The 24,652-nt window shown below is 66.6% G+C and carries 23 protein-coding genes, 1 tRNA gene and 1 pseudogene; 15 read left to right on the plus strand and 10 right to left on the minus strand.

Going from position 1 to position 24,652, the window contains the following annotated elements; genetic code table 11:
* The first annotated feature begins 718 nt into the window (after positions 1–718).
* Positions 719–1,180 (plus strand): MerR family transcriptional regulator, encoded by a 462-nt coding sequence (locus O3669_RS05400; RefSeq protein ID WP_049359604.1) that lies wholly within the window; start codon positions 719–721, stop codon positions 1,178–1,180.
* Complete coding sequence (locus tag O3669_RS05405; RefSeq protein WP_101601805.1) at positions 1,180–1,596, plus strand: carboxymuconolactone decarboxylase family protein; 417 nt, start codon at positions 1,180–1,182, stop codon at positions 1,594–1,596. Before O3669_RS05400 ends, O3669_RS05405 begins: the two co-directional genes overlap by 1 nt.
* 41 nt (positions 1,597–1,637) lie before the next feature.
* Here O3669_RS05405 and O3669_RS05410 read toward each other — a convergent pair whose 3' ends face one another.
* From O3669_RS05410 to O3669_RS05420, 3 genes are all read right to left on the minus strand, one after another.
* Positions 1,638–2,030, minus strand: coding sequence for a hypothetical protein (locus O3669_RS05410; protein WP_371523939.1), 393 nt, complete (start codon positions 2,028–2,030; stop codon positions 1,638–1,640).
* Between the two features lie 319 nt (positions 2,031–2,349).
* Positions 2,350–3,435, minus strand: coding sequence for a hypothetical protein (locus tag O3669_RS05415; RefSeq protein WP_371523940.1), 1,086 nt, complete (start codon positions 3,433–3,435; stop codon positions 2,350–2,352).
* 218 nt (positions 3,436–3,653) lie between these two features.
* Positions 3,654–3,727, minus strand: a tRNA-Gly gene (locus O3669_RS05420).
* Positions 3,728–3,897: 170 nt separating this feature from the next.
* Here O3669_RS05420 and O3669_RS05425 point away from each other — a divergent pair.
* The 3 genes from O3669_RS05425 (at position 3,898) to trxA (ending at position 5,475) form a co-directional block, all read left to right on the plus strand.
* A complete protein-coding gene (locus O3669_RS05425) occupies positions 3,898–4,317 on the plus strand; it encodes an NUDIX domain-containing protein (RefSeq protein WP_371523941.1) in 420 nt (139 codons plus the stop codon).
* Between the two features lie 56 nt (positions 4,318–4,373).
* Positions 4,374–5,012: a TetR/AcrR family transcriptional regulator gene (locus O3669_RS05430; protein WP_371523942.1), complete on the plus strand. Its 639-nt coding sequence runs from the start codon at positions 4,374–4,376 to the stop codon at positions 5,010–5,012.
* 94 nt (positions 5,013–5,106) lie between these two features.
* Positions 5,107–5,475 carry a thioredoxin gene (gene trxA, locus O3669_RS05435; RefSeq protein WP_371523943.1) on the plus strand — a complete coding sequence of 123 codons (369 nt, stop codon included), beginning with the start codon at positions 5,107–5,109 and terminating at the stop codon, positions 5,473–5,475.
* 498 nt (positions 5,476–5,973) lie between these two features.
* On the opposite strand, the gene O3669_RS05440 is transcribed toward trxA, so the two are convergent.
* The gene (locus O3669_RS05440; protein WP_371523944.1) at positions 5,974–6,639 is read right to left on the minus strand and encodes a GNAT family N-acetyltransferase; all 666 of its coding nucleotides are present in this window, start codon (positions 6,637–6,639) and stop codon (positions 5,974–5,976) included.
* A gap of 317 nt (positions 6,640–6,956) precedes the next feature.
* Here O3669_RS05440 and O3669_RS05445 point away from each other — a divergent pair, with 317 nt between their 5' ends.
* From O3669_RS05445 to O3669_RS05455, 3 genes and pseudogenes are all read left to right on the plus strand, one after another.
* Positions 6,957–8,048, plus strand: coding sequence for an efflux RND transporter periplasmic adaptor subunit (locus O3669_RS05445; RefSeq protein WP_295920296.1), 1,092 nt, complete (start codon positions 6,957–6,959; stop codon positions 8,046–8,048).
* Positions 8,045–8,764, plus strand: a pseudogene (locus O3669_RS05450) (ABC transporter ATP-binding protein); the annotation flags it as partial. The gene O3669_RS05445 and the pseudogene O3669_RS05450, both read left to right, overlap by 4 nt.
* Positions 8,765–9,087: 323 nt before the next feature.
* Entirely contained in the window at positions 9,088–10,419 is a 1,332-nt protein-coding gene (locus tag O3669_RS05455; RefSeq protein WP_371523945.1) for an ABC transporter permease, read from the plus strand.
* Between the two features lie 124 nt (positions 10,420–10,543).
* Here O3669_RS05455 and O3669_RS05460 read toward each other — a convergent pair whose 3' ends face one another.
* Positions 10,544–11,380 carry an A/G-specific adenine glycosylase gene (locus O3669_RS05460; RefSeq protein ID WP_295920307.1) on the minus strand — a complete coding sequence of 279 codons (837 nt, stop codon included), beginning with the start codon at positions 11,378–11,380 and terminating at the stop codon, positions 10,544–10,546.
* A gap of 257 nt (positions 11,381–11,637) precedes the next feature.
* Here O3669_RS05460 and O3669_RS05465 point away from each other — a divergent pair, with 257 nt between their 5' ends.
* From O3669_RS05465 to O3669_RS05485, 5 genes are all read left to right on the plus strand, one after another.
* Complete coding sequence (locus tag O3669_RS05465; protein WP_371523946.1) at positions 11,638–11,979, plus strand: TM2 domain-containing protein; 342 nt, start codon at positions 11,638–11,640, stop codon at positions 11,977–11,979.
* Between the two features lie 636 nt (positions 11,980–12,615).
* On the plus strand, positions 12,616–13,167 hold the full coding sequence (locus tag O3669_RS05470; protein WP_295920299.1) for a TM2 domain-containing protein: 552 nt from the start codon (positions 12,616–12,618) through the stop codon (positions 13,165–13,167).
* Positions 13,168–13,209: 42 nt separating this feature from the next.
* Positions 13,210–13,791, plus strand: coding sequence for a dCTP deaminase (gene dcd / locus O3669_RS05475; protein WP_295920300.1), 582 nt, complete (start codon positions 13,210–13,212; stop codon positions 13,789–13,791).
* 292 nt (positions 13,792–14,083) lie between these two features.
* Positions 14,084–15,409, plus strand: coding sequence for a hypothetical protein (locus O3669_RS05480; protein ID WP_295966380.1), 1,326 nt, complete (start codon positions 14,084–14,086; stop codon positions 15,407–15,409).
* Positions 15,410–15,484: 75 nt separating this feature from the next.
* Positions 15,485–15,697, plus strand: coding sequence for a molybdopterin-binding protein (locus tag O3669_RS05485; protein WP_004565611.1), 213 nt, complete (start codon positions 15,485–15,487; stop codon positions 15,695–15,697).
* A 69-nt stretch (positions 15,698–15,766) separates the two neighbouring features.
* On the opposite strand, the gene O3669_RS05490 is transcribed toward O3669_RS05485, so the two are convergent.
* Positions 15,767–18,304, minus strand: coding sequence for a (Fe-S)-binding protein (locus O3669_RS05490; RefSeq protein WP_371523947.1), 2,538 nt, complete (start codon positions 18,302–18,304; stop codon positions 15,767–15,769).
* Between the two features lie 176 nt (positions 18,305–18,480).
* On the opposite strand from O3669_RS05490, the gene purF reads away from it, so the two are divergent.
* Together purF and purM are read left to right on the plus strand one after the other, a co-directional pair.
* Complete coding sequence (gene purF, locus O3669_RS05495; RefSeq protein WP_315283274.1) at positions 18,481–20,049, plus strand: amidophosphoribosyltransferase; 1,569 nt, start codon at positions 18,481–18,483, stop codon at positions 20,047–20,049.
* A gap of 99 nt (positions 20,050–20,148) precedes the next feature.
* On the plus strand, positions 20,149–21,309 hold the full coding sequence (gene purM, locus O3669_RS05500; protein ID WP_371523948.1) for a phosphoribosylformylglycinamidine cyclo-ligase: 1,161 nt from the start codon (positions 20,149–20,151) through the stop codon (positions 21,307–21,309).
* A gap of 237 nt (positions 21,310–21,546) precedes the next feature.
* Here purM and O3669_RS05505 read toward each other — a convergent pair whose 3' ends face one another.
* From O3669_RS05505 to O3669_RS05520, 4 genes are all read right to left on the minus strand, one after another.
* A complete protein-coding gene (locus tag O3669_RS05505; protein WP_291452084.1) occupies positions 21,547–21,825 on the minus strand; it encodes a DUF3073 domain-containing protein in 279 nt (92 codons plus the stop codon).
* Between the two features lie 291 nt (positions 21,826–22,116).
* Positions 22,117–22,554: a DUF3618 domain-containing protein gene (locus O3669_RS05510; RefSeq protein ID WP_371523949.1), complete on the minus strand. Its 438-nt coding sequence runs from the start codon at positions 22,552–22,554 to the stop codon at positions 22,117–22,119.
* Positions 22,551–23,021: a phage holin family protein gene (locus tag O3669_RS05515; protein WP_371523950.1), complete on the minus strand. Its 471-nt coding sequence runs from the start codon at positions 23,019–23,021 to the stop codon at positions 22,551–22,553. The genes O3669_RS05510 and O3669_RS05515 overlap by 4 nt, the downstream gene beginning before the upstream one ends.
* A 100-nt stretch (positions 23,022–23,121) precedes the next feature.
* On the minus strand, positions 23,122–24,570 hold the full coding sequence (locus O3669_RS05520; protein ID WP_371523951.1) for a hypothetical protein: 1,449 nt from the start codon (positions 24,568–24,570) through the stop codon (positions 23,122–23,124).
* Positions 24,571–24,652 lie beyond the last annotated feature (82 nt).

Here is a 24,652-nt window from a genome sequence, read left to right on the forward strand (position 1 = left end):
AATGCCGCTGGAGGGGCCGCGTTGGGCGAACTTTTTCGCGCCAACTGACATTGTGCCCGGTCTTGTAGGCGATGCGGCGCCCTCCAAGCCGGAAGTGGCGGGGGTTTTGCACTACATGAAGCCGCCGCACGGCGTGTCGCCGGCGTGTCGGACCCCCATGTAGTGCAATTCCCCCCCGCTGCTCAGTGCCGCATCCGGGTTTGTGCGTGCACGGGGTTTGCCTTGTGTGTTGATGGGTGCGCACACCTTGTCGCTGCGCTCCAGGAATGTCACCGTTTCGCAGGTGTGTTCGCGGCATATCCAGCGTCGTTTGTGCCACCGGATACGCGCCGGAACACCGGCCCAAGGCGCGTCGATCACCTCCACCACCACACGCCATGACCGTGAGCGATCACCCCACAACCCGGGCAGCCAACCAGCTGGTTACACGACTCAACATCGAGCACCAGAGCCTGTGGGGTGCGAGCCACGCTCATCAGATGGAAGCCCTCCAAGTCAACGAGCAGATCACACCGACCACAACGATCAAGCGACACAGAGCAACAGCAGGTAGGGTGAGACATTGTCGAGGTCCTTGAAGACAGCGGGGGTAGAAGTCCGCTCATCATCAAGGACCTCGACCTCTACCCGCAACCCCCGACCAACACCCGGTCACCCATACTCAACTCGGAAGAGCCAGTTTGCCTTCGAGCGCACTCAAAGGTTTAGCGTAATAGACATGTTGGAAGAACGGTTAGAGCAAGCCCTTAGGCTCGCGATCGATCCACCCGGAGGGCTAAATACTGCGGCGTTGCGCGACCTGATCAGAGATGACGAGAACACTCAGTGGGATATCGCTACCACTGCCGAGTATTTGGGAATCAGCGCACATACGCTGCGCTATTACGAACGCGCAGGGCTGGTGAAAGTAGGACGCGACGCATCCGGCTATCGGCTTTACGATGCTGCGGCTGTACGGCGTTTGGTTTTTATTACCCGAATGCGGGTCTCTGGAATGTCGATTGCCCAACTCCAGCATTACATCTCCTTGGTTGAACAAGGTGCAGAAACAGTGCAGGAGCGTCTTGATTTGATGCTGGAGCATCGCGACATCCTTCGGCAACGAATAGAGGATCTTCAGTTATCGCTGGCAGCTACCGAATTCAAGATAGCAATGTATCAGAAAGGTTCCCGTCCATAATGAGTGATCAGTACGATATTGATTCCGTCGATAACCAGCGACGTCGTGATCTTGGATTGCAGGTTCTCTCCCGTATCGACGGAGATGCTGGTCAGAGTGTTATCGAATCACTTTCCGCGTCAAACCCTGCTTTAGGACACCACATCGCCGCATTTGCTTTCGGGGATATTTACGATAGGCCCGGTCTGGATGCACGCAGTCGCCAGCTAGTAACCATTGGCGTATTGACTGCATTAGGCGGATGTGAACCTCAACTTAAAGTTCATGTTGGAGCGGCACTCAATGTCGGGATTTCCGAAGAGGAAATTCAGGAAGCTATCCTGCACGCATCAGTGTACTGCGGCTTTCCGCGAGCACTGAACGCTACTTTCGCAGCACAGGAAGCAATTGAGTCACGGCGGAACTACGACAGGTAAGTTGATGCGGAGGTGCTGAATGCATCAATTTCCGTTTCGGTCTAGTTGGCCATCAACTTGAAAAAGAATTCTGGGTTTCCTGTCGAGTAGTACTGGTGCCAGGTGTTGATTGTCTCTACCGGGTAGACGTCAAGGTACTCCAGTATGGCTTTTGCCCAGTCCAGCCCGGCGGCTGAGTTGGCGGTGATGAGGTTCTTGTCCACCCAGACGTTTTCAGTAGCGTCCCGCATAGTGGTGTAACCGTGGGTGGTCGGCCTGTTGCTTGTTATGGGTGCGCCGTGTGATCCTTCGAGAAAGCTCGAACTCGTGTGTGGAGACGATCTGTCAGTCCATTGGCATCTAGGGCAAAGGTGCTCTGCGCACTCGTGGAGTGCTCTACCCGGTTCACGATGTTGCTCTACGTGCCCGATGGGCATACAGCCGTCGAGGTTCACGATGCCATCATCGATTAGTTTGCAGGTGGGACTGGGGCAGCGATCTGGCTTGGCGTGGCGAGATCGCTTCGGAGTGTGGGGCTTGACGTGTGCTTGTGTGACCCGCATTGGCCCTGGCAGTGCGCAACGAACGAGAACACGAACGGGCTCCTGCATCAATTACATGCCCAAAGGCTCTGGTCGTTGGCCCCTAAGTGAAGCAGATATGGATGTGATCGCTGACCAGCGGGGTGAGTGCCCCGGCAAAACGCTCAACTGGGACACACCCAAGCAATGCCTCGAACTGCTGCTCAGGACATAACCCGTCTTGCAACCACCCCTAGAATCCGGCCTCTCCCTCCTCGAACGGGGGTGTGATAGTTCCGTGTCGGTCGATAATTCGCGCGGGCTTCAACGGCGCGTCTCGAACGGCATTGAGGAGCCGGTCGAAGGTTTCCATCGCGGCGTGACGTTTGGAGGGAACGAACTCCAGAGCGGACGCGTACGGACTGATCTCATGACCCTGACCTGACAGGGCGTTAGCCAAGCTTGCTAGCGGGTTGGCTCGTGTACCTTCTTCAATAGCTCTCACGATCCAGGAGCGACATTCGTTGACATCGTCAGCCCAGGTACGGAATACCTGCCCGGTGAGTTCTTGGTGCCAGGAGTAGTCGTCCGAACTGCTGGTTAGTGTCCATCCCGGCCACAGCGCATCGAAATCCTCCAGGTGCATGTCCCTGTCCTGGAGCGACCACCAACGCAACGAGCGTGCTTGGTAGTCCACGAATATCCCGGTGGTCGGAACATAGTCATCCGTGGTCTGCTCCCACGCATCCGATTCATCCGGTAGTCGGGAGGCGACCTCGCGAGCCAAAGCCAGGAAATTCTCAGGACCGCATCCAGTAAGATCATCCAGGAAGCCGTAGGCGCGCCAGGTGACCAAGGTGCCGTCTGCTATGCGCACGGTGATGGGATCAACTCCGTGCCACTCATCCCATGGCTCTAGACTGGGCGCGCGATCACACGGCAAACGATCAGAACGGTGTGTGAAGATGGTGGCCGGATCGACGCCCGCAGCTCGAAGAGTTCCACGGGTTCCTTCGGCTGACCAGGCGGCCGTCCACCCAGGCCAGGTGTGCTCAACGAGATAGTTGATAAGTCGAGGCATGTAGAGTGCCTCACTCTCCTCTGCCCACACCACCAGTTTCCTGGTCTCGTCGATCAGAAGTGTGCCCTCAATCCACGTCGCCCCCTTCCAAGCATGCGGATCATCAACACCCATCGGAGACATACAACGCACACGCTCGTAGGTGGCTTCCATACCGTCGATCGCAATGTCCAGTCCGACCGTTTGGGCCGCCGAGTGGTTGTAGTAGATCTCCCAACCAGAGTAAGTCTTAAGCAAAACACCTAACCGGGAACCCATCGTGACACCTCCAATTGGGAGAACAATTTGTCCGACACTATACGTTCCTGAACGTCCTTGCTAGCCGGTGGTGCGCTCGATCAGGGGTGCGTACGCTCTGGCCTGGCCACCTGCGCCGCTACCACACGAATCGCTTACACCCCATGACGCTGCCGACCAACATTGGCCAGACACCCGCAAACGAAAAAACTCCGGACTTATCAAATCCGGAGTCAAAATGGAGCGGGCGACGGGAATCGAACCCGCCTCTGAAGCTTGGGAAGCTTCCATTCTACCGATGAACTACGCCCGCAACTCATCGTCCCGAAGGAATCGACCCGTCGATCATATCGTCACGCTGGATGGCCGCGCAACCGACGCCGCCCGGCACAGCGATGTGGCGCCGCCCGGCACTCAGCCTCCGTCCCATCCGCACGCGGACAGGCCCGATACACTTGGCTCGCCTGACTGATTGGAGTTCCCATGCCTCGTCCCGTGGTGGCGGCCGCGATCGTCGATTCCCTGAGCGACCCCACGATGCTGCTCGCCTGCTCTCGCGCCTACCCGCAGGAGCTGCGCGGCCAGTTCGAGCTGCCCGGCGGCAAGGTTGAGGACAATGAGGATCCAGTCGAAGCCCTCATGCGTGAGATTGCCGAGGAGCTCGGCGCTCGCCTCATCATCGGCGAGCGCGTGTGCCCCGAGGGCGGCCAGTGGTGGCCGATCCTTGGCGGACGCGTTATGGGCGTGTGGCTCGCTAAGGTTGCACCGAACTCGCAAGAGCCGCGCGCGGGCGCGTCGCACCTTGAGGCCAGGTGGGTGCCCCTCGCGGACCTCTCCGCGCTTCCGTGGATTGTCGCTGACCTGCCGATTGTCGAGGCTGTGGTCGCCCGCTGCGCTCGCTGACGTCTGCACGCTCTCCCATTTGACGACACATAGGGGCATAGTGTCAGAATAGGTCTATGCCGAAGATTATTGGCGAGTCCCTCGCCTCTCACCGCGAGCTGACTCGCACGCGCCTGTTTGAGGCGCTCGGGTCTCTCATGGCCGAGCAGTCCTTCGAGTCGATCACGATGAGCCAGATCGCCGAGCGCGCGGGCGTGGGTCGCACCGCGGTCTACAACCACTTCGCGGACAAGGAAGTGCTCCTGCTCGCGTATATGCGCCAGGTGACCGAGGAATTCACGGCGGTGCTGACGCAGCGCCTCGCGGCCGAGCCCGATCCGCTCATGCGCCTGCGCCTCTATATTCGTTCGCACCTGCAGATGACGAGCCGCTACCACGTCAAGGCTGGTATGGGGTTGCGTCGCCAGATGTCGGGCCGAGGCGCCTCCCACCTGCATGATCATGCGGGGCTGGTGGGCGAAGTCCTCATTGGGATCCTTGACGAGGCCATGGATCGTCACCTGATCGTGGCTCAGAATACGCTGGGGGCGGTTCACCTGATCCACGCGACGCTTGCAAGCCAGCGCCTCCCCAAGGACGCGGCGCATCGTGAGTCGGCGCTGGTCCTCGTGGAGACCTTCATTTTGCGAGGCCTGGGCGCCTCGGAGGAGAACGTGCGTCACGTCACCGCTTCGCCTCTCCCGTTGTGGGAATAGCGGGCTCGCCGAGACCGTTGATTCAGACAGAACACAGGGGCCGCCCGGCCTCGACCAACTTGCCGACCAGAGCGTCGGCGCTACAAGGAGAGATATGGCTACCGTTACTCTGACGCAGGAGAACTTCGAGCAGACCGTGTCGTCTAACGACATTGTTCTGGTTGATTTCTGGGCGACCTGGTGTGGCCCGTGCCGCCAGTTCGGCCCCGTCTTCGAGGCGGCTTCCGAGAAGTACCCGGACGTTGTTTTCGGCAAGATTGACACGGATGACCAGCAGCAGCTGGCGATGGCCGCGCAGATCACGTCGATCCCGACGCTGATGGCCTTCCGTGATGGCATTGCGGTTTTCCGTCAGTCCGGCGCTCTGCCGCTGTCCGCTCTGGAGGACCTGGTTTCGCAGATCCAGAACCTGGACATGGACGACGTGCGAAAGAAGATCGCCGAGGCCGAGCAGGCCGAGTGATCGCGTCATAGCTGATGACGGGCCCCGAGGCGTGCGCCTCGGGGCCCGTTGTTATGTCCTATCACCCTTGTGTGTGCTCACAGTGCAGTCCACGTCGCCCACATCACCCCTTTTTTAGCTTTATTCGCCTAGGTGGTTTGCACTTTGGGCGCGGTGTCCATCGCTCGCGCGTGTAAATGGGGGGAATTGCAACCATAGGCCTCCGACACGCCGGCGACACGCCGACAGAGATCTTCTATGGTTGCAATTCCCCCCAATCGCGCAGGCGTGGGTCGGGCTGTGTGGGCGAGGCGGCAGGTGGCGCTAGCGTGCGTGGTGTGTGCCGCTGGCGGCTGGGTCGGGCTGAGTTGGCGAGGCGGCAGGTGGCGCTAGCGTGCGTGGTGTGTGCCGCTGGCGGCTGGGTCGGGCTGTGTGGGCGAGGCGGCAGGTGGCGCTAGCGTGCGTGGTGTGTGCCGCTGGCGGCTGGGTCGGGCTGTGTGGGCGAGGCGGCAGGTGGCGCTAGTGTCTTGCTGGGCGGCGGGTGATGAACTCACGGTCCGCATGGTCGCCGACCATGAACGAGTATTCGCCGACGATCTCGAAGCCGTGGCGCGCGTAGAAACGCTGCGCGCCGTAGTTTTCGCTCCACACGCCGATCCACAGGGTGCGCGGCCCCTCACGCTCGAGCCACTCCAGCGCGGTGCGCAGCAGGAGGGTTCCGCGGCCCCCGCCCTGGTACCCGCGCAGGATGTACAGCCGCTGGATTTCCCCGTCGCCGGGCGCGACGTCGGGGTGGGGCAGGTGCGCCGGGCACGCGGTCACGTATCCGATGGGGGAGCGCTCGGGGGACGAGGCCTGGGTGCCTTCCCCGGCCCGCGCGGTATCGGGACCGGCGGCGTCGTGGCGCTCGTTCGCGTTGATGGTGGAGGGGGAACCGGAGGACACGTGAGCGAGGGACCCGGCCTCGTCCTCCTGGGAGGGGGAACCGGGTGCATCTTCGAAGAGGAGCCAGGTTGCGTACTCAGGGTCCTCCAGTTCGGCGCGAAGGACGGCGGGGGAGTAGGCCTGGTCGAGGAAGGCTGTCAAGTCTTCCGCCGTGTAGAGGTGACCGAAGGTTTGGGTGAAGCACTCGCGGGCGAGCGCGGACAGGACGGGTGCGTCGTCGGGCGTGGCGCGGCGGATCATGGTGTCCTCTCGGTCGGGGTACCCCCATCGTAGGCAGGAGGTTGCGGGCGCGCTCCCATTGCCGAGGCGCCGGCTGAGTGTCCGCCCTGTCGGCCGTGACCGCCGGGCTGGAAGGGCTTGCGAGCTTGCCGGGCTGGCAGGAGCTCCTCGCCCCGGCGCGGGCAAGGTGGCAGCCGCTGTCGGCCGCGCCCCAGACACGCCCGTCAAGCCGCCCCGAGGCTCCCCTGATTGTTCCCTGACGCGATGTGTCAACCCTTGCTCCACAAGTGATCCCTACCATACAATTGGCTGACAGGCGCACATCGAAGGAGACGGACGTGGCACGTAAGACCCGCACCGCGCAGGTGCTCGATATTGTCAAGGCGCTCGCGTGGGTCGTTATCGCGGTGTCCCTGGTGAAGTTCGCCTTCTTTCCCGCGGCGGCCGAAGAACAGACGAGCGACGGCATGGACCCGGGCGGCACGTTTGGGCAGATGACGATCCCGGTGGGCCGGGCGGACATCACGAACACCGTGAGTCTGACGGGTACGATCCAGGCGGACGAGCCCGTCAATGCTCGCGCGACGCTGGATGGCGCGGTCGTGCGCGTCTACGTCAACGACGGTGACACGGTCGCCAAGGGTGACGCCCTCATCCAGATTCGCAAGGAAATCCCCGGCGAACCAAGGCAGGTCACCGACGAGGACGGTAACGTCACGACGGAAATCGGACAGCCGACCTATAAATACGAGACGGTTGCTGCCCCCGGCGACGGCAGGGTGTCGACGAGTGTTCTGGTGGGGCAGCAGTTCGCGATCGGTGACACGGTTGCGTCGGTCGCACCCTCCACGTTCTCGGCTGTCGCCGCCCTGAGCGCCGACCAGATGTACCGCCTCCAGGAGGCCCCTTCCACCGCGACCGTCACCATCAAGAACGGCCCGGCGCCCTTCGAGTGCTCCGACGTCAAGCTCGTCAGCCCGACCGGCAAGACGCAGGATCCCAAGAACCCGGGGGCCTCGGATAACTCGGCCACAGCCTCGACGGACTTGAAGGCTCGCTGCGCGATTCCCTCCGACCAGACGGTGTTCGCGGGCCTGCAGGTCAGTATCGAGATGACGACGGGCTCGGCCACGGGCGTGCTCGCCGTCCCGGTCTCCGCGGTTGAGGGCCGCTACCAGACCGGCACCGTCTACGTGCCGACCTCCGACCCGGCCAACCCGGAGAAGCGCTCGGTGACTCTGGGTCTGACGGACGGCAAGATGGTCGAGGTCAAGGACGGCCTGGAGGAGGGCGAGGAGATCCTCGAATTCACCCCGACCGCGACGAAGGACAACCAGGACGATCCCTACGGTCCGGGCCCCGGAGCGGGGACGGATGGCGGGGCCATGGACGGAGCCGCGGACGCGTCCGACGGGACGGGCGCGCGATGAGCCTGGTGTGCCTGCGGGGCGTGACCCGAACGGTCACCCTGCCCGACGGCGAGGACCTGCATATTCTGCGCGGCGTCAACCTGGACGTCGCGGCGGGAGAGCACGTCTCGATCGTCGGCCGGTCGGGCACGGGTAAGTCGACGATGCTCAACATCATCGGCCTGCTGGATACCCCCACGTCGGGCACCTACGAGCTGGACGGCGTGGACACGACGCGCCTGAGCGAGGGGCGTCGCGCCCGCATGCGGGGGGCGGATTTCGGCTTCGTCTTCCAGCAATTCAACATTTTCGCGGCGCGCACGGCCGCCGAAAACGTCGAGGTACCCCTCATGTACGCGTCGGGTGCGCAGCTGCTGCGCAGGCGCGCGATCGCCTTGGACATGCTGGAGCGCGTGGGCCTTGGGGACCGCGCGGACTCTCACCCGGGTGAGATGAGCGGCGGCGAGCAGCAGCGCATCGCGATCGCCCGCGCCCTCGTGCGCCGCCCGCGCGTGATCCTCGCCGACGAGCCGACCGGCGCCCTCGATCCAGACACGGGCCGCGCGGTCATGGCCCTCCTGGAGGAGGTCGCCCGCGAATCCGACTCGGCGCTCATCGTCATCACGCACGATATGGCGGTCGCCGCCCGCGCCTCGCGCGCCTACGAACTGTATGACGGTGTCCTCCACGAGGTCGCCGATCCCTCCGCCCTGATCCAGCGCGCGGAGGCTGGGCACATCGAGCCCGCCGGGACCGAGATCAGCGGCAACGTGTCTAGTGTCGCCGCGCCCGCCGACCTCGAGCCCGCCCGCTTTGGGGACGAGGCCGTGGCCGCCTCCGCTCCCGTCTCTCCTCCTCCGTCGCCTCCCGCGCAGGTCCGTGCACCGGAGCCGGGTGCTCCTCGCGCGGCGAGTGGGACGGTCAGCGGGACGGTCAGTGACGCGGCAAGCGGGGCGGAAAGTGGGGCGTCGGCGCGTGCGCAGGCCTCTCGGATCCCGGTCCCGCCGCAGGCCGAGGCCCCCTTGGCCGAGGTGGTCGGCGCGGGTGAGGAGGGCGCATCGTGAACGCTGTGAGCCAGGTCGTGGGAGCCCTTATCGAGGCGTGGGGCGAGGTCAAGGTCCAGAAGGCCCGCGTGGTCCTCTCCCTCGTGGGAGTGGTTGCCGCGGTGGCCGCCATGACGGTCGTCATCGCGCTGGGCGACCTGATCTTGCAATCCTCGCGGGAATTGGCCGAGCTCTACGAGGGGCGCTCGGTGACGCTGCGCCTCGCTCCGGAACAATCATCGGCCAGCCAGGGAGGCCCCTCGAATGGCGGCCCCTCCCAGGAGTCCGGAACCGGGGAGGGCGCCCAGGCCTCGTCGAGTGTCGCGCGACCCGACGAGAAGGACCCGGTGAGCGACGCGATGACGACGCTCGCGGACCGACACGACATCCGCTACTGGTCGCGCCTGTCCAGCTCGGGCGGCGAGATCGTCGAGGTCCGCCAGGCCCGCACGTCCGGGCAATTCCGCGGCTACCCGGTGGTGCGCACGCAGGATATGTTCAACGACGTCACGATCCAGTCGGTGGACCCCTCATATGAGGTGATTTTCCGCACCCGCATGCTCGCCGGGCGCTGGGTGGTCGACAGCGACGCGGACCAGCGCTTGACCCCCGTCGTCATCTCCGAGGTCCTGTGGAATCAGCTGGGGCGCGCCCCCATCGACCAGGTCCCCATCGTCCTACACACCACCGACGGCACCGCGCTGCGCGTCGTCGGCGTCACGAAAGCGAAGAGCCGCTTCGACATGCCGACCCTCTACGTGCACTATGACGCGGCGCGCGCCGCCCTGCCGCAGATGGGACAGCCCACGATGATCGCGTGGGTCGGCCCCGAGGATGCCGAGCAGGCGCGCACGGTGCTGCCGCGTGCCCTGGCCTCGATCCTTGGTGACGGATGGCGCGTGAGCGTCACCGGCGGCGAGCACCAGGACACGGGCGAGGAGCAGCTGGGGACGATCTCCCGCGTCATCATGATTATCGGAGGCATTATCGTCTTTCTCGGTGCGCTCGGCCTCCTCAACGTCGCGATCGTGACCGTGCGCCAGCGCGTGCGCGAAATCGGTATCCGCCGCGCCGTCGGCGCCTCCGCCGCGCGCGTCTTCTTCGCTGTTTTCATGGAGTCGGTGGTCGCGACCTTCGTCGCCGGCGTCATCGGCGTGGGGATCGCGGTCGTCGTTGTGCGTTTCTTGCCGCTCGAATCGATGGGAATCGCCCTCAGTGAGACACCGGCCTTCCCCGCCGGCGCGGCCATCGCGGGCGTCGCCATCTCCACGAGTATCGGTGCTCTGTGCGGCATCATCCCGGCGCTCGCGGCCGTGCGCATCAAGCCAATCGACGCGATTAGGTATTAGTAGTCGCCGAGGCCGTGGCTGGTGTCCCGATGTCGCGTGGGTTCGCGGTCGGGGAGTGGGCCTCGTCCGTGGTGGGCGAGTGGGAGGTTGGCGTCCCGTGTGGCCACGCGGTGTGGCGTCCGGGTCAGCGGGGAAGCGTCACTCGCTTGGTGTCCTCGTTGAAGACGATCATGCCTTCCTTGAGGAGGGCGCGGTAGACGCGGGTGGGCTGGTAGCGGTCGCCGCCGTCGAGGCGGGCGGCGTCGAGGACTCGGCGCTTCGTCAGGCCCTCCCTACCTTCGAAGTGCGCGGCGCGCAGTGCCTTCATGATGCGGCCGCGGGCCTGGCGGTCGGTGCCCGTGTAGGGCTGGGGCGTGGGGCGCTTCTCATCCTTGGGGAATCCGGCGGTGGCCCACGCGCAGTGTTTGTGCATGATGCATTCATCACAGCTGGGGGAGAGCTGGGTGCAGACGAGGGCGCCGAACTCCATGAGAGACAAACTGACCTCCGCGGCGAGGTGCCCATCTGTTGGGAGCAGGGTTGCGGCGCGCGCGGTTTCTGATTTGGAGGGCGTTGAGCGGGGAGGGAACTCCCGGCCGTCGAGAAATCTGACCAGCACTCTACGGACGTTCGTGTCCAGAACTGGGACGCGGATTCCGTGGCGGAAGGCGAGCAGCGCGCTGGCTGTGTACGTGCCCACGCCCGGCAGAAGAGTCAGCTCTTTCATGGTGAGGGGCACCTGACCGCCGTGTTTCTCGACGATGGTGCCCGCACAGTTTTTGAGGCGCAGCGCGCGTGACGGATAGCCCAGATTTGCCCAGGCTACAATGATATCCGCGGAGGATGCGTCGGCCAGGTCTGCGGGTGTGGGCCATCGGTGCATCCATTCAATCCAGATCGGCTGCACGCGCGACACCGGGGTCTGTTGGCTCATGATCTCGAAAACGAGGGTGCCCCAGTCGGATACGTCGTCGTGTCGCATGGGCAGGTTGCGCTTGTTGGATGCGAACCAGCGGGGAAGGTCATGGAGCAGTGTCTGCGAGGCCTCGGCCGTTGGATTTATGAACACCCTGTCAGTGTAGAGAGAGTTGTCTGATGCCTGCGCTCCCAGCGACCCAGTCTGTGAGGTGGAGCATAAAATTCGTTGACAGTTGTATAAACGGTAAAGGTCCGCTAGTCTGACCGTGCTCTCAGAAACGCCCCGCGCCTTGCGGGGTTCCATCAACAACAGGAGACATAATGTCCGCTCCTCAGCAGCCCGGTTACGGCCAGCCCGGCTTCAACGCCCCCGTCCAGGGCAAGTCCCGCATGGTCGCCGGCCTCCTCAACCTGCTCCTCGGCTGGCTCGCCGCTGGTGACTTCTACCTCGGCCACATGAAGATCGGCGCAATGCGCGTCGGCGCCTTGATCCTCAGCTGGGTCATCATGTTTATCGGTGGCGCCATGGAAAGCGCCGTCGTCGCCGGCCTCGGCTACCTGTTCGCCCTTGCGGTTGGCTTCTTTGGCTTCGCGTGCGCCATCATGACCTTCATGGGCAAGTGGATCTACGAGAAGGACGCCAACGGCGTTCCCACCGTCTGAGTTGTGCGAATGCGTCTGAACTGACGCGCACTCAGTAAGAGTGTGGGGCCCAGCTGATGCTGGGCCCCACACTTTTGTATCTAGCCCGGGGTGTGTCGGTCGAGCCAGTCGCTGATGGGTGGGCTGTTGTCGCGCCAGCGTGTGAATGCTGTGGGCGTATTGGCCGAGCGTTTCGCTGCTGCGAGGGCGGCGGCTTGCCGTGTGAAGCGTCCCGGGTTGCGCTGGCAGCTGGGCCCGAGGGCTGGCGTTGTTAGCCCCTTCATGCACAGCTGGGCCCTATAGGTGGAGCGTGGGCGACCCCGCCCACACTGCCACCCATGGGGTTAACCTGCGCATCGAAGGGCGCGCACAGCCACTTCTCGGGCGATCGCTCCACCGATCAGAGGCGCACGGCTACCAGTCGGGCGAGCCTTGCCGCCAGACGTACCCGCGCGCGTCGCCGCAGGCGCAGCAGCGTGGGGCGCTGCGCGCGTGAAGGCATGGCACCCCTGCCCCTGACCCAGGTGACAAACAGTCTGCGGGTGGATTCAGGGTGACGTCGGGGTGGTTGCGGGTACCGTGATGGGGGCGGTGCACGCTAGGATGTGGCAGTGCGGCCACACAAAGGCCACCCCACGACAATCGAAAGGCTTAGCCATGACGACGCCCGATCCCCTGGCCAACCCCATCAAGCCCGAGGACGATACCCAGGCCTCGATCCCCGCGCCTGAGGCGCCCAGCTTCCCCCAGGCCTCGGCCCCCTCCTTTGACGAGGCGACCGCCACCCCCGGTGCCACCACCTACGGCACTGCCTACGACCCCGCCGGCGCGGCGCCGGAGGCGCAGGCCCAGGACGCGCAGCAGCCCTACACTCAGCCCGCGTTCGGCCAGCCCCAGGACCCCCAGCAGGGCTACGCCCAGCCCGCGTTCGGCCAGCCCGCGTTCGGCCAGCCCGCCTTCGCTCAGGGTGTCTATGCGAACCCGCCCAAGCAGTGGATCATTGCCCTGCTTCTGGCGTTCTTCGTGGGCCCGCTGGGTATCCACAACTTCTACCTGGGCTACAACAGCCGCGGCCTGATCCAGCTGCTTCTGTCCGTTATCGTCATCGGCCTGCCCATCACCGCCATCTGGGCGTTCATTGAGTTCATCATGATCATCATGCGTTCCGGCTCCTACGGCTGCGACGCCACGGGCCAGCCGCTGGTGTGACCTGGGGTGTTGTCGCGGCGCTGAGTATGCGACAATCAAGTTATGCTGCTCAGTGACCGCGACATCAACGCCTCCCTGGATTCCGGCCGCATTCGGCTGGATCCTCTGGATCGTGACCTGGTCCAGCCGGCCAGTATCGACGTGAGGTTGGATCGGCTGTTCTGCCTTTTTGATAATCACCGCTACCCGGTGATCGACCCTGCGGCGGACCAGTCGGACCTGGCGCGCCAGGTGGACGTGGGGCCGGATCAGCCCTTCGTCTTGCACCCCGGTGAGTTCGTCCTGGGTGCCACGTACGAGCTGGTGACCCTCGGCGACGACATTGCCGCGCGCCTGGAAGGCAAGTCGTCGCTGGGGCGCCTCGGCCTCCTCACTCATTCCACCGCGGGCTTTATTGACCCCGGTTTCTCCGGTCATGTGACCCTGGAGCTGTCCAATGCGGCGACGATGCCGATCCTGCTCTACCCGGGCATGAAGATTGGGCAGCTGTGCTTCTTCGACCTGTCCTCCCCGGCTGAGCATCCCTACGGCTCGCAGGGTGCGGGTTCGCACTACCAGGGCCAGCGAGGCCCGACGCCCTCCCGGACTCACGAGCGTTTTACGCGCACCCGTATCGATCGGTGACATGATGACGTCTCATCCTCCTCTTCCGTCCAGGCGTGAGCGCATGCGTGCCGAGCGCGCGGCACGCGGTGCAGCGACCGAGTTAGCTGCGCCGCCCCCGCCGGAAGCGGCAGGCCTGCCTCCGGCGGCGCCTCCGCCACCAGCACCTAGCGATCGTTCCCTGGCTGCTCCGCCTCCTCCCGAAGCGGGGGATATTCCGCCGACCGCGCCTCCTCCGCCGACGCCTCCGTCCGGTGTGCCCGCCCCGGGCGCACAAGGGAGAGAGAATCAGTCCACGACGACGCGTACGGGCGTGATCACCGGCGTCGCCCTGCCGGGTATGACGCCGCGCCCCGACCAGGTCACCAACCGGGGCGACGAGCCCCCGCCCGCGCCCGTGAGGCGTTCCCTCAAGGAACGCATGGCGAGCGCGCGTCCCAGTTTCGCGGACCCGCTGCTCACGGCCGTGACGGGCAACCCGCTCACGCAGACGCACGCCTCGCTGGTGGGGATGACCACGACGGAGCACGCCTTCCAGATCGCGGCCGATGGTGAGGTCACGGGGGCCGAGGCCGCCGCGCCGATCGCCGCCGCCATCGAGGTGAGTGAACCCGCGGGTGTCATCGACCTGGACGAGGCGCTGAGTAATCACCTCCTCTTGGTGTCCGAGGCGGTGGATCCGGCCGAGCTGGAGGCCCTCGCGATCTCCATGTGGGACGAGGCCAGCTGGATCGCCCCGGGTCGCCTGCGCCTGTCGTCCGAGGCTGAGCTTGAGGGCCCGTGGTCGCTCGATCAGCCGACGCGCGCCGAGCTGGGCACCCCGTCCATGCTGACGAACGCGTGGATCCTGCGCTGCCCGGTCTCGCGTGCGCAGGACAAGCCGAGCGCGGTGATGGGTGAGTGGGCGAAGGCGTTTCCCGAGGGGATGCCCATCGGTCTGGAGTACCTTGTCCTCGAGGCGTTGAACCGTATGGCGCGCCGCCTGGCCGGGGGTATGCGCATCGCGGGTAGCGGCTACGTCATGGTTCCCGACGCCGACTCGGCGGTGAACTTGACGGTGTACTCGCCGCGGTGGATTAATCCCGAGGACCTGCTGACTGCGATGCGCGAGCGCGCCGGATTTGAGCAGATGAAGGACGCGCGCGACATCGTCCCCGACGTTCCCGAGGCTCCCGCGCTCAGCCCCGCGCAGGCCGCGCATATCGAGAAACTGAAGGCGGAGCTGGGGCCTGTTCGCGAGGACATCGCCTCTAAGATCGCCAAGGCTCGCGAGGAGCTGGAGGCCCAACGCAACGAGCCGCAGGTCGTCGACGGCTACGCGCTGATGAGCCCGATCGGTAACCGCTCCGACATGATGATTGAGGTCCACGCGGTCCCCACGCCCCCGCGCGTGCTGCGCTGGGAGCCGTGGACGACGGGCGCGATCATCGAATATCAGGTTCGTTGGCTGCCCGGCCTGACCCCGACGCCCGGCGCGTCCTCGATGAGCCGCACGGCTCGCCTGGAGCGCCTGCGCTCGACGCAGGACGTGGAGAAGGCCGCTGGCTTGATCGCGACGCTCGTGGGTGGCAACGTCATCGACGAGGATGGTTTCCTCGTCGGCTTGGCGGAGGTCACCGACGAGGAGGACGACGAGTAGCCACCTGTAGACGGCGCGTATCCTACCCGCTAGGGTGTCTGTGTTCGCACTCCAGCTCATACGAAAGGGCACACCATGAAGCTCTCTGCACGCAACCAGCTCCCCGGCACCGTCGTTGAGGTCTCTCAGGGCGCCGTGAACGGCATCGTCAAGATCGAGGTCGCCCCCGGCCTGGTCATCTCCTCGTCGATCACGAACGCCGCCATCGAGGAGCTCGGCCTGACCGTCGGCTCCAAGGCCGTCGCCGTCATCAAGGCCTCCAACGTCATCGTTGGTGTCGAGGACTGATCCTTTCAAACGTCGCAGTGCGGCCCCGCAGGTTTTCCTGCGGGGCCGCACTGTGTCTGGGGCCTGTGACTACTGCCCGCGCTTGACGGACTCCAGCAGCATGACGGCCACGTCGCGCACCTCGGGCAGCTTTCCGCTCGCGGTCGTCGACGAGGCCGGGGTGGCCTCGTTGGTCGCCCCGCCCTGGTCGGCGGCGTCGGAGGAGACGAAACCGGCGGACGTGCCCGAGGCCGAGCCGAGCATCTGGGAACAGAACGGGCAGGCCGTCGCGACGACGTCCGCGCCCGTGGCCGCGGCCTCGACGATGCGGGCATCCGCGATGCGGGTCCCGCGCGTCTCCTCGAACCAGGCGTGCGCGCCGCCCGCGCCGCAGCACATTGCGCGGTCGCGGTTGCGCGGCATCTCGACGAGCTCCACGTTCGGCAGGGAGCCCACGAGCTCGCGCGGCGGCTCGTAGACGCGGTTGTGGCGGCCCAGGAAGCACGCGTCGTGGTAGGTGACCTTCAGGGGCGCCCCGACCGAGGGAGCGTTGCCCGCGGAGTCAGCCCCGGCCTCGTCCGTGGTGTCCGCGCCCGCGGAGTCCGCAGAGGCAGCGGAAGCAGATGAGGCGGTGGGGGCCACCGGCGTGAGCAGGCCGTCGCGCACCAGGCGGTTGAGGAGCTGCGTGTGGTGGACGACGTCGAAGGAGCCGCCCAGCTCGGGGTACTCGCCCGCGATCGTGTTGAAGCAGTGCGCGCAGGAGACGACGATCTTCTGGGGCTTGGCTTCTGTGAGCGTGTCGATCGCCTGGGCGGCCAGCATCTGGAAGAGCGCCTCGTTGCCGGCGCGGCGGGCCGGGTCGCCCGTGCAGGACTCGCCCGAGCCGAGGACCGCGAAGGACACGCCCGCCGTGTGCAGCAGCTCGGCGACGGCGGCGCTGGTCTTCTTCGCCGTGTCGTCGTAGGCGCCCGCGCAGCCCACCCAGAACAGGTAGTCAACCTCGGAGGCGTCCTCGATGTCCTCGCCGACGACGGGGATGTCGAAGTCCAGCTTCTTCGCCCACTCCATGCGCTTGCGGGCGGGCTGGTTGTAGGGGTTCGCCTTGGATTCCATGCCGCGGAAGGCGCGGCCCAGCTCGCGGGGGAACGCGCCCTCCATGAGGACCTGGTGGCGGCGCAGGTCGAGAATGTGGTCGATGTGCTCGATGTCGACGGGGCACTGCTCGACGCAGGCGCCGCAGTTCGTGCAGTCCCACAGGACCTCTTCGGAGACGACCTCGGGGACCAGGGGAGCGGTGACCGCGGAGACGCCCTCGGGGCCGGTTGCGCCCGACAGGGACAGGGCAGAGACCAGGTCGAAGGAGTGCGGCGAGGCCGGCACGCCCTTGTCGAGGAGGACCTCGCCGTCGCCCAGCTTCTGGTGGCCCTCCTCCTGCTCGACGATCTGCACGTTGGAGGCGGACTCCATGTGGTCGCGCAGGCCCATGATGAGCAGCTTGGGGGAGAGGGGCTTCTGGGTGTTCCACGCGGGGCACAGCTCCTGGCAGCGGCCGCACTCGGTGCACGAGTACAGGTCCAGGCGGGCCTTCCACGAGAAGTCCTCGATCGTGCCCACACCGAGGACCGTGTCTTCGGGGACGTCGTCAAAGTCGTCCTCGCTGGTGACGGGCTTGCCGTCGATCAGCATGTGGTCGGCCGGTCCCAGGGACTTTGTGCCGTCGGCGTTGCGGCGCGTGTACAGGTTGAGGATCGCGACGAAGCGGTGCCAGGCGACGCCCATGCCGGTCTGGATGCCGACGACCGTCAGCCAGGCCATGGAGGTGAGGACCTTGAGGGCGCTGACCAGCACGATCGCGTTCGCCAGCGAGGCGGCCGAGGAGGAAGCGGCGGCCGCGAAGAGCGCGCCGAGCCAGGCGGTGAGCGGGAAGTGCAGGGCGGTCGCGTGGGCCTCGAGGCCCGGCGTGAGGCTGAACAGCGCGTATTCGAGGCCGCGCAGGGCCACGACGCACGCGCACACGATGAGGATCACCCACTCGACGAAGAGCGCCTGCCAGCGGGTCGAACCCAGGAAACGGGAGGCCAGGCCGCGCGGGGAGGAATCGCGCGGGTGGGGGCGGGTCAGGGACGAGGGCGGGGTGCCTTCCGGGTCGGCCGCAGCGGCAGCGCCGTCGGGATCGTCGTTGGACAGGGCCGCCTCCGCAGCGGTGCCGCGCCCGGCGCGCTGGCGAACGATCATGAGGAGGATGATGCCCGCCAGGCCGCCCCACGCGAAGACCTCGGTCAGCCACTCCCACGGAGCGAAATGGCCGAGGAGGGGCAGCGTGAAGGTCTGGACGCGCAGCTGGGCGTAGCCCGTGACCAGCGTGAGGAAAAGGATCGGGAAGGAGACCATGACCAGCCAGTGGGCCGCCTTGATCCACGGGCGCCCCTTGAACTCGCGGTGGGTGAGGGCCGCGGAGACGACACCCCACGCTCGCTTGCTGACGGGGCCGAGGCGCCCCGGGTCGGGCGTGCCCGCCGAGACCGTGCGCCACATGTGGGTCAGGCCTCGCGCGAACGACAGGACGGCCAGGGCGCTCACCAGCAGGGCGAGTCCCCACATGATGGCGCTCAGCGTCGGATTGGCCACGTTTCCTCCTCAAGATTGCTGCACTCCATTGTGTCACCTCGACCACGCAGCGACCGAATTCCCAGGCAAAGCGTGCGCAATTACGCGCTCCGCGGTGGGTCTGGCCGAGCTTGCATGTGCTCACCGCAACGTGGAAATGTGCCACGAGGAGGGAAAAAGTGTGGGAGAGTGAGAGCGTGCTTCCCGTCTCGCAGCCAGACATGACACTGTCCGACCAGGAACTCTTCGGAGACGATCACCCGCATGATCACTGCGGGGTCTTCGGAGTATGGGCCCCGGGCGAGGACGTTTCCCGCCTGACCTACTTCTCCCTCTATGCCCTGCAACACCGCGGCCAACAGAGCGCCGGTATTGCGACGTCGAATGGCAAGCAGATCCTCGTGTATAAGGATCAGGGCCTCGTCTCGCAGGTGTTCTCCGAGCAGTCTTTGCAGGGCCTGCGCGGCCACATCGCTCTGGGCCACGTCCGCTACGCGACGACCGGCGCGGACGTGTGGCGCAACGCCCAGCCGACGCTGGGCCCCACCCCCACGGGCACGCTCGCCCTGGCCCACAACGGCAACCTCACCAACACGGTCGAGCTGCGAGCGCTGGCCGTCGAGATCGCCGACGACGGTGAGGACTTCGAACGCGGCGCCTCCACTGACACCTCCCTCGTGACCGCGCTTTTGGGCATGGCCGACCGGATCCCGGGGCCGACCCCCTTCATCGCGTCTCCGTCCGTGACGCCTTCCGAGACCGATGGGGACGAGGCCGCCCCGGCCTCGTCGATCACCGATCCCGAGCCCGCGCCCCTCGTCGGCGCCGCCCTGAAGGTGCTGCCGCGCATCAAGGGCGCGTTCTCCCTGGTCTTCATGGACGAGAATACGCTGTACGCCGCGCGCGACCCGCACGGCTACCGCCCGCTCGTGCTCGGCCGCCTGGCCTCCGGCTGGGTCGTCGCCTCCGAGACCGCCGCCCTGGACCTGTGCGGCGCGACCTTCGTGCGCGAGGTCGAACCCGGCGAGCTCATTTCGATCGACGCGTCGGGCGTGCACTCGCGCCGCTTCGCCGTGCGCCGCTCCAACACCTGCGTCTTCGAGTACGTGTACCTGGCCCGCCCCGACACGACGATCGGCGGGCGCCGCATCGTGGCCGCGCGCCACGAGATGGGCGCTGCCCTGGCGCGCGAGAACCCCATCGAGGCGGACCTGGTGATCCCCACGCCCGACTCGGGCACGCCCGCCGCGATCGGCTACGCGCAGGAATCCGGGATTCCCTTCGCCCAGGGCCTCGTGAAGAACGCGTACGTGGGCCGCACCTTCATCCAGCCCACGCAGTCGCTGCGCCAGCTGGGCATCCGCCTCAAGCTCAACCCCCTGCGCGAGGTCATCGAAGGCAAGCGCCTGGTCGTCATCGACGACTCGATCGTGCGCGGTAACACGCAGCGCGCGCTCGTCAGGATGCTGCGCGAGGCCGGGGCCGCCGAGGTGCACATCCGCATCTCCTCCCCGCCGGTGCTGTGGCCGTGCTTCTTCGGTATCGATTTCCCGACGCGCGCTGAGCTCATCGCCTCGTCCATGAGCGTCGAACAGGTGCGCGATTCCATCGGCGCCGACTCCCTGGCCTACCTGTCGATCGACGGCATGGTTGGTGCCACCGGACAGGGCACGTCCCTGTGCATCGGCTGCTTCACGGGCGCATACCCCGAGACGATCCCCGCAGGGACGCCCGTGCCCGGAACCCCCGAAGCCACCCCCTGCTAACCCCCACGCCCGCACGCAACCCCTGCGCCGCGGGCGTTTCACCTGTCCCGAAAACACGACCACGGCCTCGTCGAGCGCCACCCGCGAAAGGCACCACCCATGACCGACACCCCCCTGGACTACGCGACCGCCGGAGTTGACACGGCGGCGGGCGACCGCGCCGTCGAGCTGATGAAGAGCGCGGTGGCCGCCACCCACGACTCCACCGTCCTGGGTGCGACCGGCGGATTCGCCGGCATGGTCGACGCCTCCGCGCTGCTGGGCATGGAGAAGCCGCTGCTTGCGACCTCCACGGACGGCGTGGGCACGAAGATTGCGATTGCGCAGGCCATGGACGTGCACGACACGATCGGTCAGGACCTGGTCGGCATGGTCGTCGACGACATCGTTGTGATCGGCGCGCGCCCCGTCCTCATGACCGACTACATCGCCTGCGGGCACGTGGTCCCCGAGCGCATCGCCGCCATCGTCACCGGCATCGCGCGCGCCTGCGAGGCCACGGGCACGCCCCTCATCGGCGGCGAGACCGCCGAGCACCCGGGCGTCATGGAGCCCGACGACTACGACATCGCGGGCGCCGCGACCGGCGTCGTGGATGCCTCCAAGCTGCTGGGCCCGGAGCGTGTGACGGGCGGCGACGTTGTCATCGCCATGGCGTCGTCGGGCCTGCACTCTAACGGCTACTCGCTGGTGCGCTCGGTCGTCTCCCGCGTCGGCGCCTCGCTGGAGTCCCACGTGGCCGAGTTCGGCCGCACCCTCGGCGAGGAGCTCCTCGAGCCCACCCGCCTGTACACGCGCCTGTGCCTGGACCTGGTCGAGCGCTTCGGCGTCGAGGGGATTCACGCCTACTCGCACGTGACCGGTGGCGGCCTGGCCGCGAACCTGTCGCGCGTCCTGCCTGTTGGCGCGGTGGCGACCGTCGACCGCTCCACGTGGACCGTTCCCGCCGTGTTCGACTGGGTGCGCCGCGGCGGCGACGTCACCTGGGTCGGCATGGAGGACTCCCTGAACCTGGGCGTCGGGATGGTCGCCGTCGTGTCGGCCTCCGTGGCCTCCGAGGTCCTGGCCGCTATCAACGAGGCCGGGGTGGCCGCGTGGGTCCTGGGCTCCGTCACGACTCTTGGCACGGATGCGACCGTGGAGGGTTTCGGCCCGATCGACGACCTGAGCGCCGATTCGTCCGGCGTGCGCCTCATCTCCGGCACGAAGGGCGTGCAGGCAGGCGCCGTGCTCATGCACGGCGAGTACCGCGTCGGCTGACCCCGCTCGTCCGTCTGATCGAAAGTGGGAGGGCCGAGGCCGGGGTGGCCTCGGCCCTCACTCTCAGCGGGACTGCAGCGGAGCGCGGTCGACGAGCCTGGGCAACCGAGGCCTCGTCAAGGAGCGTACGCCTGCGGGGCCGGGCCCGGTCGCGCGACCTCCGAGAACGCGCGCGTCGGCTCACCCGGGCACGCCAAATCGGCGGACCGGTGCCCGATCCGCCGGATGGCTGAGCCGTTACTTGGTGGAGGAACCACCCGTCCAGAAGGACTCATCGAGCTGCTTCGGGTCGATGTCGTCGTCCTCTGCCGGGATATCCGCGAAGTCGGCGTATTTCGAGTAGAGGTCGTCGTCGATTGCATCGTCCTCTTCGGGCTCGTCCACAGCGGTATTCGCCGTGTACGAGTCCTCATCCGCCAGCTCGCGCTGAAGTGCGTTTAGGTCGGTGTCGGGGCTGAAATACTTCAGCTTCCGAGCGACTTTCATCTGCTTAGCCTTTTGACGGCCGCGCCCCATGGCGTCGACCCCCTCCGCGTCGTTCGGGTCCGCATCAAGCGGTTCCCTGGGTGTTCAAAATGTTTCGTGGGTCCATCATAGCTAAAGACGGGCCTTGACCTCACCTTGGATCAGCTTTTGCGCGAACAGCGTAGCGGCCCGTCGCGTACGGATGCGCGGAAGCCCGCGGAAAAGCGGCCCAGACAGCTCATTCGTGTGAACGCGGTTACTGGAGGTGGAACGCGCACAAACACGTACCCCTCGCGCGAGCATCATGCCCGGGCGAGGGGAACGTCAGGATGGGTCGAAGCGTCAGGCTTCCAGGGCCTCGTCGAGCTTCGCGAGCGCGGCGAGCGTCTGCTTGGTGGCCTCGCGGCCGATGCGGCGGGCGTGACGGCGGGCGCGGCGAGGCTTGCGGGTGGCCAGCAGAACCAGAACGCCGATAGCGCCCACGGTCGACAGGGCGACGATGGCGACCTTCTTGATGGCCTCCGTGTTGCCGCCGATCGCGTCCTGCAGGGTCAGCGACGCGGACTCCTTCAGAGACTCGAAGCGCACGGTCGCCTCTTCCTTCGCCTCCTGGGCGAGTGCGGCGGGCTGGACACGCGCGTACAGCTGATCGATCGTGGCGGCCAGCTCGGCGCGCTGACGCTCGAGGTCAGCCTGGATCTGTTCTTCGGTGCGCGGACCGGAGGGCGCGGCGGCGTTCTCGCCGACGGTCACGGTGCGAGGATCGACGGTGTTGCTCACTTGCCCAGTCCCTTCTGGATGGCTTCCTTCGTGGCGGCCACGGACGCGGCCGGATCCGGGCGGTGCTTCTGCGCGCTCTGGAGGGCGTTCTTACCGGCCAGGGCCAGCACCAGCACGATCACCAGCAGCAGGACGACGACAATCAGCGACGCCGCCCATGCCGGGAGCACGAGGGTCAGGAGGACCTCGATCGTGTGGAGGGTCCACCCCAGCAGGAAGAGAGCGAACACGGCGGCCGTCACGAGGAGGCCGGCGCCCTTACCGCTCTTGGCAGCGAAAGCGCGCGCCTTCGTCTTGTTGAGCTCGATCTCATCGCGCACGATGCCCGACAGCTGGCTGGTGACCAGCGCGACGAGGCTGCCGATGCTGGGGCGTGCCTCGGGGGCGGGCGCAGCGTGCTGCGGCGCGTGCGGTGCGGGGGCCGCGGGCGGCGGGAACTGCCCGGGTTGGGGGATGGACTGGGTCATGGGGACTCCTGCGCGTGCGGGGTGCGGGGGTAGCGAGGCAGCGCCTCGCAGGATAAACCTAGTCTCTCACGAAGGGAGGCGGCTCGCAGTGACCCGTACGCTACTCCTTCGGCGCGATGGAGCCCGGCAGATCCGACAGGATCTTGCGGGCGCGCACGACCAGGTCGGAGACCTCATCCTCGGCCAGTGCCGGGTCGTCGGCGTCAACCTCGGGGATGTTGCGCACCGACGCGTCCGAGCGGTCCTCGTCCGAGGCCTCGTCCGCGCCGATCGGCGCCATGAGCGCCGTCTCGTCCGCCGCGGCGTCCCCGGAGGAAAGCGCCTGTCCACCTGCGGCGACGCCGATCGAGCGGCGGACCGGGGCCGAGGAGGAAGCGGACGCGGAGGAGCCAGCCACGACCTCGTCGAAGGGGGAAGGGCCGATAGCGAGGAGAGCGCTGGTGTCCTCGGGGTTGGCCTCCAGGGCGGTCGCGATGATCGCGGGCGTCGGGGCAGGGGCGTCGAGGGACACTCGGCCGTTCGTGAGCAGAATCGCACGGTCCGTGGACGCGGCAAGCTCCGGGGACGGCGTCGACACGACGACCGCGCAACCCGCGTTTGTCAGCGCCCGCAGGAGGGGTCCCAGCTCGGCGCGCGCCTCGGCGGGCAGGGAAACCGGATCCTCGATGAGGAAGACTTCGGCGCCGGACACGATCGCGCGGGCAATGAGCGCCTTGAAACGCTCCCATTCCGTCAGCTCAGAGGGGTACAGGTCCACGCGCTGCGCCAGACCCGTCACCTGGAGGGAACCCACCAGGTTGTCCCAGTCCGCGATCGAACCCGTCGCCGACAGGGGAGCGAGGATGTTCTGGCGGATCGTCAGGGTCTCATCCAGCGGGGAATCCGTGCGGATTAGCGCCACCGAGCCGATGCGGCCCGCCAGACGCGCGGCCCACGAGCGAGACGGCGCCGCGACAATGCGGCCGGCCTGCGGCTCCTCGAGACCCGCCAGGATCAGGAACAGGGCGCGGGCTCGGCGGCCCGTCGGGTCCAGGATGGCGCTCAGCGTGTGCGCGCGGAAGCCCATATCCACGTTCGCCAGCAGGACCGCACCCGTCGCGTGGTCCGTGTAGGTCAGGCCCAGGCCTGCGACCAGGACCTTGCCGCCGCCACCCTTCGCGGCGAAAGAACGGCGCGAACGATACCAGGGGCGCGGCTCGCTCATAGGCATCTGGGCGGAAGGCGGCGCGATCACGACCTCGCCCTGCGTGTGGCGAGGCGTCGGCCGCTGGTTCTGACTGTTCGATCCCTGCTGGTCACGGGTCGGTGAGGCAACCAGGACAACACCGTCCTGCGCACCACCCATCGCCGAGGCCGAGGCCCCCTGGGCGGGCGCGTCAACCGCCGCAGCGGCGGTCGGCTCCGAGACGGCCTGCCCAGCGGCGGTCGGCTCCGGGACAGCCTGCCCAGCGGCAGTCGGCTCCGAGACGGCCTGCCCAGCGGCGGCCGTCAGGTCGGCCGCATCCCGGCCATCCGTACCCTGCAGGTTTTCACGCGAGTCGTTCGACATGCCCCTATTGTTTCAGGATCGTGTCGATTGTGCCGTAATGGCGCGCGGGAGTGGGACGGGTGATACGTTTGTGACGTCCTGC

The sequence above is a fragment of the Pauljensenia sp. 20925_1_34 genome, assembly GCF_041432775.1.
In the GTDB taxonomy this organism is placed as follows: domain Bacteria; phylum Actinomycetota; class Actinomycetes; order Actinomycetales; family Actinomycetaceae; genus Pauljensenia.